Raw genomic sequence first — 15529 nt, 5'->3', positions numbered from 1 at the left:
TCGGATCAATACTAAACGAAGGTGTCAAAGGCGCGTCAACAATCGCGGCGAGTTCATCCGGCGGCATCTCGTAAGACATGATTTTTTATCCTCTTTAGTTTGAATTGACCAACCACGTAGCAATGCTTTAGCCCTAAGAGTGCGTCAAATTCACAGGGCTTATTTCTGCAAGTTCGTCTTTCAAAGATTTCTCTACACGCCACAAATCACATATAAAAATGTAACATACTTTGTTACACTTTCAACAATTATTAATACCTTTTTCAAGGCTGCGAGACTTTTGGTCCTTCTCGCAATATTCGCACACCCAATTGTGGATCGCGTGTGGTAGCGGGAACAAGAATAAACCATATAGAGCTTGCTTTGTAAGCTGGCGTCGTATCATAACTGCCGCCTTTCAAATAATATTGATTACCTAAGAGATACGAACTGCGTCCACTCTGTGTCCACTCCCATACATTGCCATATATATCATAAAATCCCCAGGGATTGGGTAATTTAGTACCCACGATTTGCGCGCTATCCACATTCTTATCCCACCAGGCATAGTCACTTAGAGAATCAGGGCTACTGCCAAAGAACCAGAATGATGTTGCTGCACCCGCTCGACTGGCATATTCCCATTCCATTGAGGTTGGTAAGCGGTATATGCCGTCATTTTGAAGGTCCGTCAACTTTTTCGCGAAATCTTGTGCATCAATCCAGGAAATATTGTAGGCAGGATAAACCGGTTCAGTGAAACCGGTCTCCTCTCTTTGAGGCCAAGGTGAGGTGTGCATAACTTGCTCCCACTGTTGCTGCGTGAGTTCATACTTCCCAAGATAAAAGCCTTTGGGAATCTCCAGTATAGAAAAGCCTATACCTTCCACTATAAGCGTGTCCGGTTCAACCCATATAAAAGCCATTCTTACCCCACCCGGCAGGTCAATGATCAGGTCACTGGTCCTCGGTTTGGGGATGGGTTCTGGCTCAGGTTCCGTTATCGGTTCTGGCTCAGGTCCTGTACTATTACCACCACAACTCAGAATGCAAAACGCAAGCAAAATGCACCAAAAGCACTTCATGGCAACCTCCTCTGCCTGTGCGTCGCACACAAACAGGCACTATTTAGCGGCTTGTCACATCGGTTTTCAATCCAGTGACCAAGCCGCTAAATACGCTCCTCAGGTCTCCTACCCACAACATTCATAGCGTGAGATGTCCTTATAAGGAGACTCAAACGCTATAGATTTACTTCAAGATCAACATCTTGCGCGTGTCCAAAAATTCACCTGCGGTGATCTGGTAGAAATAAATCCCACTGGACACTGAACGTCCGAAGTCGTCCTTACTGTTCCACACCACGCGATAGTGACCTGCGGGTTTAAACGCATTGACAAGCGTGCGAATCTCCTGCCCCAACACATTGTAGATTACCAGCTTGACCTGTTCACTTTGAGGTAGGGAATAGGAGATAATGGTTTCTGGGTTGAAAGGATTTGGCGCGTTCTGAGATAACGAAAATACCAGAGGCGTATCTTCTGTTTTCAAGACAGCGGGTTTTGTGCGACTCTCACCACCACAGGACACAGACGTATATTCCGTCGTCCCACCATATCTGCCCATGTTGATCGTTGAATTATCAGCTTCTGTCATGCTCGGGTCACCCGCATCAATTAAAGGTGAACTTGCCTGCAGGTGATAATCGTTCTCTTCGGATGTATCGGATGCATGCGCGACAAATTGTGGATCAACAGAAACATTGCCCGTACTTCCAACGGTCGGCATGGCGGTATATACACCCTGAAAATCAGCCTCTGACGATCCATACACATCACAATACCGAAGTGTTACGCCTATCGTTCTTTTCTTCGGTGAGGAACCAGAGTTTATACCCTGTGTGTAAACACCCTTCTCGTTAAAAGCGACAATGGTGTTTTTAAGCTGCATGGTGGGACTATCTCCATCCTCGACAAACTCCACCCCCTGGTAATTGTCTGCAATTGTGGCATTGGTCAGTTGCACATGCCCTGTTCCATAAAGCCCTGCAACTATACCCTTCCTGCTTTGATACAGACCAACATTTGTCAATTCTAACTGAGTAGCACTGGCTCCTTCGTGTACTTTAATCCCAAAGTGGTTTGCAGACAAATCCGTTTCAGAAATGGTTGTCTTGCCTTGATAAGAAGTCACTTCAACCCCGACTTCGGCATCGCTAATGACACAATGTTGGAGGGTCAAAGTGCCGCCTTCATTGCGAATGCCACCCCAATCGTCTTTGCCGGAGTTGTAAAGGATGTCCACGTATTCGGCTATTTCTCCGGTTTCTTCGTTCTTGACCTTAATTGCACCCCGCCAACCATCACCGCTGGGGTCAGTGCCATCAGCCCTGAATGATGACTGAAAAATAATGGGATTCTGAATAGTCCCGTTTGCAATCAAAGAGCCACCATTTTGAATAATAATTTCAGAGATTTTTGTGTCCAAACCCGACTCGTAAACATCTGTATCCGGGCGAAAGTTAATCACCGTCCCTGGATTGATGGTCACGGTCACACCACTGGGAATAACGACATCGCCAATGAGATAAATTTCGCCACTCCAGGTTGTGGTTGCTGGTACCGTGTGTCCTGTTAAAGGTGTGCCACTGGCAGACAGAACATTGGCAATGAACTCACGCTCCCACTTATTGTGCTTATTCGTCGTAGCATTATACCCCCAATCCCCTTCCTCACCATCTTCCCATAAACGCGCGGGATATTTCTGCCCATCCTCCCAGGGAATGGGATCCGTGGGAGGGTCGCCAGACCTGTCCAGGGAGAAGTGTACTTCACGTTCTATCCCATTATCATCAAGAACCTTTGCACGATAAAACGGCTGATAATATCCAACGGGATAATTACCGCCAAAATGTGATGATCCTTCTTCGCTCAACGCTTTGAAATGCCTCGCCAATTCCCGAAAGTCATTCCAGTAAAGGTGGTACAAATTTCTATGTGGTTGGCTGCCATCGATGTGGTATTGGATGACAACGGGTTTGCCATTTGTAAGATTTTTGAGATCTCTAATATGATCTGGACTTCCCCAAATCTTGAGATCAGCAAGATTTGGGACCCACATACTGTCTGTTGTTGTTGGATGGAGTTGAGTCAGGACCTTAGAGACGGTTGAGGTGCCGACCCCGATTGTGGCGACATCTATCGCATAATCGCCTGATGTCAAAGAGTCCCAGTCGCATCCAAACTCTTCATAAGCCGTATTACCGGTTCCTTTTGCACTGAAAACCCAGAGTGTTGGATATGAACCGACCATATTCAATGAATCGCATATTTCACGGATTGTGCGCTGATAATTCTTTATGATTAATGTCATTGTATCTGTCAATGCATCAACTCGCCGGGTGCTAATTGAGGGTATCTCTAACATATTTCATTTCAGATACTAATCTGTCACTCGATAATCGGATCACCTCAAATCCAGTCTGCGATGCGGTGCGATTTGTCGCCCACTGATCTCCGAGAAAAAAGATTCGATCACCCGGACCGATCTCTGTCACCGCTTCGACAGAAGAAATCGCATTTATCCCGAGAGCTACGCTGACTATAAGTAATCCGCACAAAAGATGAAAAATCCCAAAAATAGGTTTCGGCCTGTTACAACGCATTCTGTTCTCCTTCTTAAGTTTTAATGATTGTTCTTCCAATACCTTTTTTCACGGTTGCGAGACTTTTGGTCCTTCTCGCAATATTCGCACACCCAGTTGTGGCCTGCGCGCCGGAGTACCGGCAGGGACAAACCCTATAGAGCTTGCGTGCCACGCTGACGTATCATAACTACCACCTTTTATATAACGAAATGGACCTACTCGATCTATATAGAACCCATCTTGTACCCACTCCCACACATTGCCATATATATCATAAAATCCCCAGGGATTGGGCAATTTAGTACCCACGATTTGCGCGCTATCCACATTTTTGCCCCACCAGGCATAGTCACTCAGAGAATCAGATCTACTACCAAAGAACCAGGTGGTTGTTGTGCCAGCTCGACAAGCATATTCCCATTCGTCTAAGGTTGGTAATCGGTATATGCCACCGTCATTTTGAAGGTCTGTCAACTTTTTCGCGAAATCTTGTGCCTCAGGCCAGGAAATATTGTAGGCAGGATAAACCGGTTCAGTGAAACCGGTCTCCTCTCTTTGAGGCCAAGGTGAGGTGTGCATAACTTGCTCCCACTGTTGCTGCGTGAGTTCATACTTCCCAAGATAAAAGCCTTTGGGAATTTCCCTTGTACGAATAGAGGATGAAATTTCCCCCGTAGATGGATTTCTAATGGTTGTTTCCGCTCTCAGCGTGCCCGGTTCAACCCATATAAAGGCCATCCTTACCCCACCCGGCAGGTCAATGATCAGGTCACTTGTCCTCGGTTTGGGGATGGGTTCTGGCTCAGGTTCTGTTATCGGTTCTGGTCCTGTACCTTTATCACCACAACTCAGAATGCAAAACGCAAGCAGAATGCACCAAAAGCACCTCATCGCAACCTCCGCTATTTAGCGACTTGTCACACCGGTTTTCAATCCATTGACCAAACCGCGAAAGTCTGTCACCAACCAACTGTCTCCTACACGAAGCATTTGCAGTGCAAGAGACCCTGGTGAGCGATTTTTGTAAGGACGACTCAACCGCGTGGCATGACCTACGATGTCATACTTCCACTGTGCTGTGACTGTGGCTGATTGACCGTGATACTGTATGCTTACCAATTCAATCACGATACGCACATCCCGGGGCAAGCCATCAAACATGCTCAGAAAGGTCTTGCGAATCTCTCGACGCTCCGCCTCAGTATAATCTTGCTCGGCAGTTGTAGTCACCGCATGTCTTTCACTAAAGAATATGGAGCGGCGATCAATGCGCTGGGTAATGGTCCTGGTCGTGTCAGATTCATTCACGACAACAGAAGAGGTATCTTCTGAAGTTATACCACCGGGAATATTACCGGGGCCGGGAGGCGTCGCTGTACTGTCATTGACTGAACCCACTGGTCCAGGCACTTGTGTCGTCACTGTGCGGTAGCGGTCTTCTTCAATTGGTCCCGTCAATGCCCCCAACTCGAAATTTCTGAATTGTTTGACAAAGATTTTTGCGGTATGCCAGATGAGTCCTTCGTCGTAAATTTGTTGGGGTGACTTCTCACTATTGGAAAATTGTGCTGCGATCTGGGCGATTGCCTTTGCGCGAAAAGATTGTTGTGCATCGGTGGCATTACTCAGCACAATGAATCCCAGAATGGGTATCGTCCATCGCGTCAAAAATCGTTTCATCCATAATCTCCTTGTTTGGGTTGTCCGTGTCAAAAAGTATTTATCCTGTCTCCGCAAAGTATAGACAGGCCAGCCATATCTCTCATTCACCGCTCAAAATCAGCTCGGGTCACGTTGCCGTTGTCATATTACCCTCCTTTCATGCAAAAAACGAATGTCTCCCCCTTTTTACCCCGCAAGATGCGTGCGTAAAAATGTTTTATAGTGCAAAATGCGTGCCAGAAAACGTTTCCAAACAAAAAAAAGCACTTGAAATCATTCAAGTGCTTGAAAAACAATGGGATAAATTTATATAATTATCTGTGCTATGCCTGCGAGTTTCAGGCGCAAGTGCATCCGCCAGGATGCACTTATAACCGCTTATTTAAGTAAAATATAAATAAATATTTGATTTATATGAAGATAAGAAAGGTGCACCCCACAGGATGCACTGCATACAGATGGATGCACCTATTCAATGTGTATCCTGGCGTACAGATCTTACCAGTGCCGTTTTTTCCCTGTCTTCCCCCTAAAACCATCTCTTGTAATAAAACGGACTATTTTCATCTTCATTCAACTGCTTCACCACCTCATAGAACCACAAATCCAGCGGCATCTCGTGTGCATCCAATCGCGGAAAGGGGTTAAAATCATCGGTCGCCAGCGTCTTGCCAATAACATCTATCATCCCCAAACCCAACTCAGGCACATCCACCCGCCGAATACCCGCTCTCTCCATCAATTTATCATACACATAAGACATCGTCGTACCGCCCGGAATAAACGGCAAAGCGCGCGTCCGCATCACCGGAAAAAATACATTCACCACCTTGCGACCTGTGCCATAAGCCGCCGAAGTCGCCGCTTGAATCGCATCCTTGGGCAAATACAAACTCGTCGAATACGCGCCATTGCGACCGTACTCCACCGCTTCTGGATCGCGGCTCGGCTTGTCCAAACTACCGCGCCAATCACAAAAAGCCGTCACAGCCACGGAAATACCCGAATCCATCAGCACATCTGTAAATTGCACAGCCATATCGCCCATCACGAATTTGGTCGCCTCAACAGCCCGCTCAGACAAAGGCGTCAACTGCCACTGGAACAAACCCTCTGCATCGACATCCTTCACAAATGCCGGGGGATAACCCGGCAACACACCCGAACTCGCTGCTGCCGTTGAATTGACATAAATCACATCCTTTGCATCGGCTGCATTGAGCGCATCTACGATCTTATCCAGCGCCCTTCCCTCCAATGCGTACCCATCATTAATCCAGTGAAAACGGTCGCCAAAACCAGTTGCGCGTATCTGCATCTCTTCGCCAGTCGCATATCCCAGCGACCTCGACAAATCGCGTGCCACCACCGTCAGACTTCCACTTTCGGCGACCAGATCGAGCAAAGCCGCTGCCACCGAACAGCCAATGCCCAACCCCGTCCCTCCAACAATCACAAAATGTCGTCCCCTTGCCCAATCGAGCGCGTACCTATCCAAAGCAACGCGCTGTGCCGAACGCCGCTGATCCAGCAATTTAACCGCCTCTGCCGGAAACGCCTCAACCTCTTCCCTGCTCGGTCGCGAAACTGCCGGCGCGCCTTCCACAATACGCACACCCGGCATCGGATTGGCAAATGGACTTGGAAAATCACTCATATTATTTCTCCTGAAAAAATTATCATCCTCCTACCCCACTTCCCACCCAATTGTAAAACCCGTACACTCTTCAAATTCTGTCGCGCGTGTACCTGCATCCTCTGGCACTATAGCCACCGGAACCACCACGCGACTTTCATTCAGATAAATTTTCGCCGCACCGCGCACCACACACCCTTCTGGCGTAATTGCGCGCGCTTCCCGGGCAATCTCATCTTGATTGGCTGACAGACGCACCCGAATCTCCCACCCGATCCTCTCGCCCACCGCGTCTAACAACCCGCGATAGCGATTGCCCACCTGAGAGGAAATAAAAGCCGCTTCAATATACGAACCGCTCTTCAGACCCATTTTTGACGGCGCGTGGGGTTGATCCCCAAACGCCTTTCGGATCTCGCTATATGCTTTATTGATCTCCCATGCACCCTCCCTCTTCATTGCGACTTCTGTCTTGGCACCCCCTGGCCAATCCCATATCAAATCAAAACCCGTCTTTGCCTTAAAACCCGCCGCCGCTTCACCGCTTATCCGCTCCCAATCATCCACCCTCCCCACATCAACAGCCAACACCACCGCCTTTTGATCCAGATGCAGCGCAGGCGCCTTCAAAACCCTCGTACCTGCGGGCGCTGCCTCTCGCGCCTCTTCAAAAAGCCGACCCTGATGCGGAGTCTCCCGCAGCCTGAGCGACCAGCCCGTCTCATCCTCCAACCTGAGAAGCGTCTCGCCATACTGCTCTTGAACCACATCGGGAAAATAAAAAGCCAATTCATACACACCGTCATCTACATACGCGCTGCACTTAAACAACCCCGCCTCGGGCGGAAAAGCCGACATAATATGCGTACGAGCTTCATTCATCTCCATCGGACCGGCTTCTGACACCTCTTTTGGATGAAACAAAAACGCGCGCCGATAATCCGGCTCAAAAAACGTTCGCGAACCCGACAACAACAACCGAAAAGCCTCCACCTCTGACGGCGTCGTCATTTCCGTACCAAACCAAATCTCCGCCAATTCCTGTACGCGAAACGGCCCCTTCGCGCCCGTTTCCAACACATAATTGTGTACCTCGGAAAACGTCTCATCGCTCAGCGGCCTTCCACTTGCAATGCCCGCCCGTGAAACGCGCCGACCATACCCGCGTTGTCGCATCGCCCCCATCGCCTCAACGGAATACGCACCGCCATTTTCTGGCAACTGCACGCCCTCTGGCAAATACACATCCACCATCGAAGACAACGCGCCGCGCGCATCTGCATCGCCGTGAACGAGAAAACAGGTACGCGGTTTCAACCTCTGAACCAACCCCGTCAGTTCACCTCCATCTGCATGCGCCGAAAGCGAATAAGGCTCCACCTGACACGCCACGCGCACCCGCTGACCATTCAACATCAACACGCGCTCTTCGGGATCCCTCGCCTGCATCAGATTCAGCAACGCACGTCCGGGAGACTCCTCATCCTGATACCCCGTTATAGCAATTAAATTCGCCGCATCGCCAGCCAAACGCTCCGCATAATAACTCGACGCCCCCCCGACCAACATCCCCGAAGACGCCACAATACAACACGACGGCCCCGACAAAACACGGCGGCGATCAGCCGGTGACGACACCGCACCCACAGTATCCGAATAAAAAATATCCTCATCGCGTTCTGCCCTGCGCCGCACCGCTGGTGCGAGATCATCGCCAAACGCCGAATACACCGCATTGACCGACCGCACCATCCCATCGACAAACACGGGAAACTCTGGAATCTGCTTGCGCCGCATCGCCCGCGCCAAAATCAGAATAACCTCCTGCGCACGCCCCACCGCAAAAGCCGGAACCAGCACCTTGCCACCCGCTTCAACCACCTCCGCCACGCGCAATGCAAGCGCAGCCTCTTGCTGACCGCGATCCGCGTGCTGGCGATTGCCATACGTCGATTCCATCACCATCACATCGGGTCGGCACTGCGGCACCACCATGCCCGGAATAGTCAGTTGATTGGCAACCGACACATCGCCCGTCATCAAAACACTTTCTCGCACACCCTCAATATAGATCAACGCCGCACCCAGAATATGACCGGCGGGAATCCAGATCGCGGTCAACGCACCGCCGCAAATCGGCACCGTCGCAAGCCACGGCACATCCACCATGCGCCCCAATGCCGCATCGGCTGCCTCGGGCGGATAAAGCGGCAACTCGCCATCCCGGTCTTGCGCCATCAGTTTCACGGCATCAGACAACAACACCCGTGTAATCGCCTGTGTTGCAGGTGTAGAATACACCTTCACATCCGCTGGCAAACTATTCACCAGCACCGGCAACGCACCTGTATGATCGGTATGCGCGTGTGTAATCAGCACCTCATCGGGCATACCCACATCGTCCAGCACAGAAAAATTGGGCAACTGCGATCCCTGTGCAGCCCCCATTCGAATACCCGCATCCACCAGAATGCGTCGCCCTTCGATCTCAATCAATGTACAGGAAGCACCGACCTCGTCGGCACCGCCCAAAAAGTGGAGTTTCATAAACAGTTGTCCCAAAAACCAAAATACGCTATTTTCCCCCCTGAGACTGTCCATACCCAACAGCGCGAAATCAACATCCTTTAACTATGATCCCACGTCCCTATCTTTTAGTCCTCTTAGCTATCCTGCTCTTCGGCTGTACTGAACGCCAGGTCCGCATCCACTTTGAACAGGCAGAAAAATATCGCCACGAAGGCAAAATCGACCTCGCAATTGAAGAATACAAAGCCATCCTCGGGCTTCGTCCCGATGCGATTGACGCCCTCAACAACCTGGGTTATCTCTACGTTGGAAAAGGCCAGTATGCCAATGCCATTGCACAATATCAAAAAGCCATAGCCGTCAAACCCGACTTTGCCGAAGCCCACTTCAACCTGGGCGTCGCCTATGTCGCGCACAGTCAAATCGACAGCGCCATAGCCGCGTACCAGCGCGCCATCCAATACGACCCCGACAACCACGAAATCCACAACAACCTGGGCGCTGCCCACACCATGGCTGGCAATTACCGGGAAGCCGAAGCGAGCTACCAGCAGGCACTCAAACTCAAACCCGACTACGCCGACGTGTACCACAACCTCGGACTACTCTACACTTATGCAGGCAGATACCGGGACGCCATCCCACAATACGAAAAAGCCATCCGCTACAAACCCAACTTTGCCGACGCGTACAATAACATGGGCAGTGCGCACCTCGAATTGGGTCAATATGAAGACGCTATCCAGCACTTTCAAACCGCCGTCCGTCTCCAACCCAATCACGCACTCGCCCAGGAAAATCTTCGAGAAACCAAAACGCGCATGGACGCGCTTCAAAGAGCACGCGAAGCCGGAGAAATGCGCGTCCAGCACATCCTCGTCAAAACCGAAGCCGACGCCCAGCTTGTGCTTGACCAACTCGACTCAGGCGCAAAATTTGAAGCGCTTGCACAACTCTATTCCACCGACACGGCATCGGGGCGACAGGGCGGCGACCTCGGCGCATTTCTGCCCGGCACCCTCTTGCCCAAATTTGAACAAGCCGTAAAGAAAATCGAACCCGGTAAGGTCGGTGGCCCCGTCAAAACCCCAGCCGGATATCACATCATCAAACGCATCTACTAAACCCTCAATCACCCAGCAAAAACCGCGCCTGCTTGCTCACACTGGGCGTATTTGGTCTGTTCAAATCCGTCACCACCACCTCAATCTCCAACTGCTCCTTGCTATTCTCGGGCACATCCAGCGCAATATAAAGCGGTTCCGACGTCGCAGTACCCGTATGCTCATAAGAAATCTGCACCCCATCTGCCCGCGGAGTCTGGCTCAACAGCCGTCCCAATCCCCGAATCAGGCCCGTACCCTGTACCCCCTTAAGTCTGTATTCCACGCGGTACCGGGTTTGCCCAAACGCATCCCGGCTCAAATTGTAAACCTCGTAATAGAGATAAACCGGTTGCCCCTTCGCAAAAGTCTTAGACGGCAGGGGCACCACCCGCAAATCCCCCTTTTGGAACTTCCCCACCTGCTCTCCCACCTCGACAATCTGCCCTGCCAGTTCCAGATCGCTCAGCGCCAGAGCCTCACCGCGGAAAGATGAAACCGCGACATACGTCTTATACACCTGAACTTTTCGGCTTATTGGATCGCGCACCTGAGTGCCCAATAAATACTGTCCCGGAGACAGCGCCGCGCGTACCTGATCCACCATCAGCGTCCCCTTCTCCACCTCCCTACTTATCGCCTCAGCCACCCGCACGCTATCCCGAAAAACCGGCCGCAGCGAACGATCATAGACCACCACCTCTCGATCCAGCATCACCTGTGAATTCCCCGACGGCGTCAAAGCGACTATTGGCACCCCCATATACGCCTCCATAGCCGTCTCTCGCTCCGACGCGCGGAAATTTGCCGTGTACATATAAAGATCCAGAGGACCGCCCCCGTAATCGTGCATATAAATCGAAGGCGTTTGAGACACAACCTGTGCCACAACCGTCTCGGGAGCCATCCGCGACCACAGCGCGTGATTGGGCGAATTGGGCGGAATAGGCGCAAAATCGAAAAACCCGCTACCCGTCGGATCCAGAAACGTAATCTCGATCCCCCCGCCGATCTCGGCATAAATCCACGACTCCCACTTGTACCCCAGTTCAGACCCATCGAGCATCACACTGCGCCTGCGGGGTATCGGGAAAGTCGGCACACCCCGCAACTCAGACGTCTCAGACTCCACCCCAAATCCATAAGACGACCGCGACTGCCCGTGTATATGCTTGCTCGGCGACACTTCTTCAAGCGCATTTGCAGCCATCATATTCAGGCGATTCTTCACCTTTGCGACTTTTTCATCCGTCTCAAACACCAGATAATCCGACCAACTCTGATGATCCGGATGCCCCAGCCGGATGTACACATCGCCCCTTCGGTCCCATCCCCGACCGTGCCACTCTTCCAGGCCCTCGGCAAAATTTGAGCGCGCGAAATGCACCCGCCGATAATGCTCAACGCGGCGCTCGTTCACCTGTGTCGTCGGCGTGGGATCCTGCTCCAGCCAGAAAACCTCTCGAAGCTGTGTTAGCGACCGCCCAAAAGCACCCTGAATTTTGGAAAGCACCTCGGCAGGAGCCACCAGCGACAAATCCTGGTAATACTCCCGCTCTGTCGGATCCAAAAACTGAAAATAGCGCTCAAAAGCAGCCTGCGCCTGGACAAAATCCCCCCGCTCAATATGCATCTCGGCCAAAAGCGGCAGATACTCTTTCGGCTTTGTCTTTGCCATCTCCTTCAACTCATCCAGACTATAAGTTTTCTTCCCCGCGCTCTTCAGCCGCATCGCCACATACGCCAGACGCGCAGGCGTAATCGGATGGTCGGGATTTACCGCTATCTGCCGCGAATACGCTTTCATCGCCTTGTCGTAATAGTGCAGCGCCTCGTAAAAAACGCCCAGCTTGAAATACGCGTCGTAGTGATCGGGAAAAAGCTCTACCACATTGCCAAAATAGTGATCCAGATCCACCCGATCCATCCCCACCATCGCCAGATGGCACATCCCCAGATTGTAGTGAGCCGCCGGATATGCTTTATCCATCGCGCAGGTCTCGCGGAACAACCTCAGTGCCCGCGACTTTTGCCCCGGCATCTTCAGCGCCGCCAGCGCCCTTCCATTGCGCGCCTCCACAAACTTCCTCTGCTTCTTAATCGCTCTTAAGAACAACGCCTCTGCTTCTTTTACCTCATCCTGCTCCAAGCGAAGATAGCCCAGTGCGCACATCGCCACCACATCATTCGGGTGTAAAATCAGCATCCGATCGCAAATACGGGCAGCCTCTGCCACCAGCTTCTCATCCGGAGCCTGCGCCCGCGTGATATACTTATTCGGAATCAGCCCCCCCCGCTCAAAATACGCATCTGACACCGTCACATAGCGGTGCCCAAAGTGATAACCGTAATAATACTTCAACATGAGCGGATTGCGCGCCTGCCAGAACCGCGCCAAAAATACGCCCTTCGCCTTCCGGTCCAGAGCCTTGTAAAAAGCCGCCGTATCCGCACTGGCAACCTCTCCCAAAATCAAACCCGCCACCTGATCTTCAAACTCGCCAAAACTCGCCTGCATTTCCGCCCCGGCAACCTGTTCCTCTGCCTCCTCCGTTTTATCCTCTCGCTCCAAAATTTTGATATGTACCTGCGCCACCCGAAGCTCGCCTATCAAAGTCTTGAGCACCACCTCTGTCTCAGATTCCGACACAATCTCGCCCTTCAACACCGTACCATCCTCGAGCAACACCGTTGCACCATAGGCAGACATAGCACTTAAAAAGACACAAAGCACAAACACAAAAACCTTCATATTACATCCCTCTCCTGAGGAGAACCCCGGCAAAGGCAAATACAATACCCCTTCCCCGCACACCTGTCAAGCCATGAAAAAACGGCGGAAGGACATAGCGTCCCTCCGCCGTTGTGATCGTGGGCGAACCACCCCGATCAACGACTTAGAAGGTAACAGCAGCGCTGAGGATATGCACCGAAGAGAAGAAAGCACTATCAAACTGCTTGAATGCATAATCCACCTTCACGCCCTGACCACCTTCGGTCTTAAACTGCAACCCACCACCTGCAGAAATACCCTCTGTATCGTGGTTGGTCTTGTACCCACCTCGCAGCGTAAAGCCGACTGAGGACCCCGCTGCGCGATACGTATATTCGGCACCGACGTGAATGCGCTCATCAAAATCGATGGGATTGTTCACATCCAGGGCCAGGTCCAGATGGTGTGGCACAGGCGTATTGCCCATCATCGAAATCACATCGATGAGCAAGCCCAGGCGGATATTTCGCGGCAACTCAAACTGCTCCCGCTGATAAACCACCTCTGTGCTAAAATTCTGCACACTCATCGCCATCACCGTATTCCGGAACCCCGTATTGAAATACGTACCCAGGTCAAAGGCAAAGGCATTCTTGGAATTATCCACCGTCTGCCTGCTACTACCTAAAAAGATATTGCCAGTACCCAGGTCCTGATGGGCAAGCCTCAAGGTCGCTCCCGCAGAAAAACGGTCGGTAATTTTGAGACCATAAGCCGCGGAAATGGCATAATTACTGGTGGTAATCTCGCCCTCGTCTTTGAAACCGGCGCCAGCGGGATTTGGATCAATGGATGTGGCGTTGACAGAACCCGCATCGAAAGTCACAATCGAAAGACCGAACGTCCCTCTGCCCGGCACATTCACGGCAACGCCAGCGACCATACTCCTGGTATCGACAAGCCAATCCACATAAGTGACATGCGCTTCCTTACCTTCCATAAAAGCCAGCGCACCTGGATTGAAAAGAATCGCCGATCCGCTCCCGATCAACCCCACACCGGCACCACCGAGAGCGGCGGTGCGAGCATCGGTGGGAATAGACAGGAAAGCAAAACCAGCCTGTCCGGTCTTGATAAACGTCGGCGAGGCTTCTTCAAAGCCCGGAACAACGGGATCCAGTTCCCGCACGCGACCATCAAAGTTGTCGGTCACGCCGGTCGCAACGCTCCCCTGGGCAAACATATCGCTCGGCATCAGCCCCGCGCACACAAGCGCGATCAGAATATATTTTTTCACGATCATTCTCCTTGTTTAGCGAACCACAATGAATTTCTCGATATGAGTGCCCGGAACCTGGGGATCCCTGCTCTCAATATGTGCGAAGTAGATACCCGACACCAGGAACTGGTTATTGTCGTTGATCATCAAATCCCACGACAGATCGCCAGAACCCGCAGTGTGCTCAAACTCCTGAATCAGATCGCCGGTTATCGAGAAAATACGGATGATCGCGCTCGCAGGCAGATTTACGAACAGCAGCTTGTTGGCCTGACCCGTAAAATTGAATCCACCTTGCTCTAAATCGCCGCCCTGAATCTGGAATGGATTTGGCACAATCCGCACACTCGTAATATCCCGTCCGGGCGCGCGGAATGGACTTACACCATCCCCCAGGGTGCGGGTGGCAAAAAAGCTGCTCTCCAGACCATTGGCATCAACGGCTGTAACCGCGTAATAATACCGCGTACCGCGGATCACAGTATCGTCATTGTAAGATGTACCATTGACCGTGAAAACATCCCGCAGACTGGGTGGTTTTGTCTCAAAACCCGCCATGCGATAAACCCGGTATGAAGCCGCACCGGGAACAGCAGCCCAGGAAAGTTCGTTTTGATCCGGACCAGATGTTATTTCTACCCGTGAGGGCCAATCTGGCGTAGGTGGCAAAACGGGCTGCAAACCAACCACCGAGTTTACCTCGCGATTGTTCCACGCCTTGTGCGCCACATCTACCGCCGCCTTCAAGGAATCCAATCCGCTGTTGAGGAAAGCTTCTTTCTCAGCAAAAGAAATAGAACCTTCCGACCACATTCTGCCCACCCGTTTGTTCTCTTCGATAGATGGACCCGTAACAATCCAGGCCGACACAATGTGAATGCTCTCGCCGGGATTCAGTTCGGGCCAGGGACCAAATGTCACCATCCATTCCCAGTACCCTTGCTGAGACTCCACGGACGTCGCCACATTTCTAACGCGCTCG

10 protein-coding genes are annotated in these 15529 nt (G+C 51.5%); 1 reads left to right on the top strand and 9 read right to left on the bottom strand.

Annotated elements, in window-relative coordinates; all coding sequences use genetic code 11:
* Positions 1–263: 263 nt before the first annotated feature.
* The 6 genes from OXG87_14560 to OXG87_14535 all read right to left on the bottom strand — a co-directional run bounded on the left by OXG87_14560 (position 264) and on the right by OXG87_14535 (position 9470).
* Positions 264–1064: a formylglycine-generating enzyme family protein gene (locus OXG87_14560; GenBank protein MCY3870771.1), complete on the bottom strand. Its 801-nt coding sequence runs from the start codon at positions 1062–1064 to the stop codon at positions 264–266.
* Positions 1065–1230: 166 nt separating this feature from the next.
* Positions 1231–3351 carry a T9SS type A sorting domain-containing protein gene (locus tag OXG87_14555; protein MCY3870770.1) on the bottom strand — a complete coding sequence of 707 codons (2121 nt, stop codon included), beginning with the start codon at positions 3349–3351 and terminating at the stop codon, positions 1231–1233.
* A 340-nt stretch (positions 3352–3691) separates the two neighbouring features.
* On the bottom strand, positions 3692–4516 hold the full coding sequence (locus OXG87_14550) for a formylglycine-generating enzyme family protein (protein MCY3870769.1): 825 nt from the start codon (positions 4514–4516) through the stop codon (positions 3692–3694).
* Between the two features lie 15 nt (positions 4517–4531).
* A complete protein-coding gene (locus OXG87_14545) occupies positions 4532–5305 on the bottom strand; it encodes a hypothetical protein (protein MCY3870768.1) in 774 nt (257 codons plus the stop codon).
* Between the two features lie 511 nt (positions 5306–5816).
* Complete coding sequence (locus tag OXG87_14540; protein MCY3870767.1) at positions 5817–6944, bottom strand: hypothetical protein; 1128 nt, start codon at positions 6942–6944, stop codon at positions 5817–5819.
* 30 nt (positions 6945–6974) lie between these two features.
* A complete protein-coding gene (locus tag OXG87_14535; GenBank protein ID MCY3870766.1) occupies positions 6975–9470 on the bottom strand; it encodes an MBL fold metallo-hydrolase in 2496 nt (831 codons plus the stop codon).
* An 86-nt stretch (positions 9471–9556) separates the two neighbouring features.
* Between OXG87_14535 and OXG87_14530 the strand changes: the two genes are divergently transcribed.
* Positions 9557–10576: a tetratricopeptide repeat protein gene (locus tag OXG87_14530; protein MCY3870765.1), complete on the top strand. Its 1020-nt coding sequence runs from the start codon at positions 9557–9559 to the stop codon at positions 10574–10576.
* Between the two features lie 4 nt (positions 10577–10580).
* Here the strand turns inward: OXG87_14530 and OXG87_14525 are convergent, their stop codons facing one another.
* The 3 genes from OXG87_14525 to OXG87_14515 all read right to left on the bottom strand — a co-directional run.
* Positions 10581–13307, bottom strand: coding sequence for a GWxTD domain-containing protein (locus tag OXG87_14525; protein MCY3870764.1), 2727 nt, complete (start codon positions 13305–13307; stop codon positions 10581–10583).
* A 145-nt stretch (positions 13308–13452) separates the two neighbouring features.
* Positions 13453–14565, bottom strand: coding sequence for a PorV/PorQ family protein (locus OXG87_14520; protein ID MCY3870763.1), 1113 nt, complete (start codon positions 14563–14565; stop codon positions 13453–13455).
* Between the two features lie 15 nt (positions 14566–14580).
* The coding region (locus OXG87_14515) for a hypothetical protein (protein ID MCY3870762.1) at positions 14581–15529 on the bottom strand (949 nt) is incomplete at its 5' end.

It is taken from the genome of Gemmatimonadota bacterium, assembly GCA_026706845.1.
GTDB lineage: Bacteria > Latescibacterota > UBA2968 > UBA2968 > UBA2968 > VXRD01.
This window is presented reverse-complemented; position numbering and strand designations above follow the sequence as displayed.

Excerpts from the sequence above, each read along its gene's own strand:
- OXG87_14530 (MCY3870765.1), top strand. The coding sequence starts at position 9,557 with ATGATCCCACGTCCCTATCTTTTAGTCCTCTTAGCTATCCTGCTCTTC.
- OXG87_14555 (MCY3870770.1), bottom strand. The coding sequence starts at position 3,351 with ATGACATTAATCATAAAGAATTATCAGCGCACAATCCGTGAAATATGC.
- OXG87_14545 (MCY3870768.1), bottom strand. The coding sequence starts at position 5,305 with ATGAAACGATTTTTGACGCGATGGACGATACCCATTCTGGGATTCATT.
- OXG87_14560 (MCY3870771.1), bottom strand. The coding sequence starts at position 1,064 with ATGAAGTGCTTTTGGTGCATTTTGCTTGCGTTTTGCATTCTGAGTTGT.
- OXG87_14550 (MCY3870769.1), bottom strand. The coding sequence starts at position 4,516 with ATGAGGTGCTTTTGGTGCATTCTGCTTGCGTTTTGCATTCTGAGTTGT.
- OXG87_14525 (MCY3870764.1), bottom strand. The coding sequence starts at position 13,307 with ATGAAGGTTTTTGTGTTTGTGCTTTGTGTCTTTTTAAGTGCTATGTCT.
- OXG87_14535 (MCY3870766.1), bottom strand. The coding sequence starts at position 9,470 with ATGAAACTCCACTTTTTGGGCGGTGCCGACGAGGTCGGTGCTTCCTGT.
- OXG87_14540 (MCY3870767.1), bottom strand. The coding sequence starts at position 6,944 with ATGAGTGATTTTCCAAGTCCATTTGCCAATCCGATGCCGGGTGTGCGT.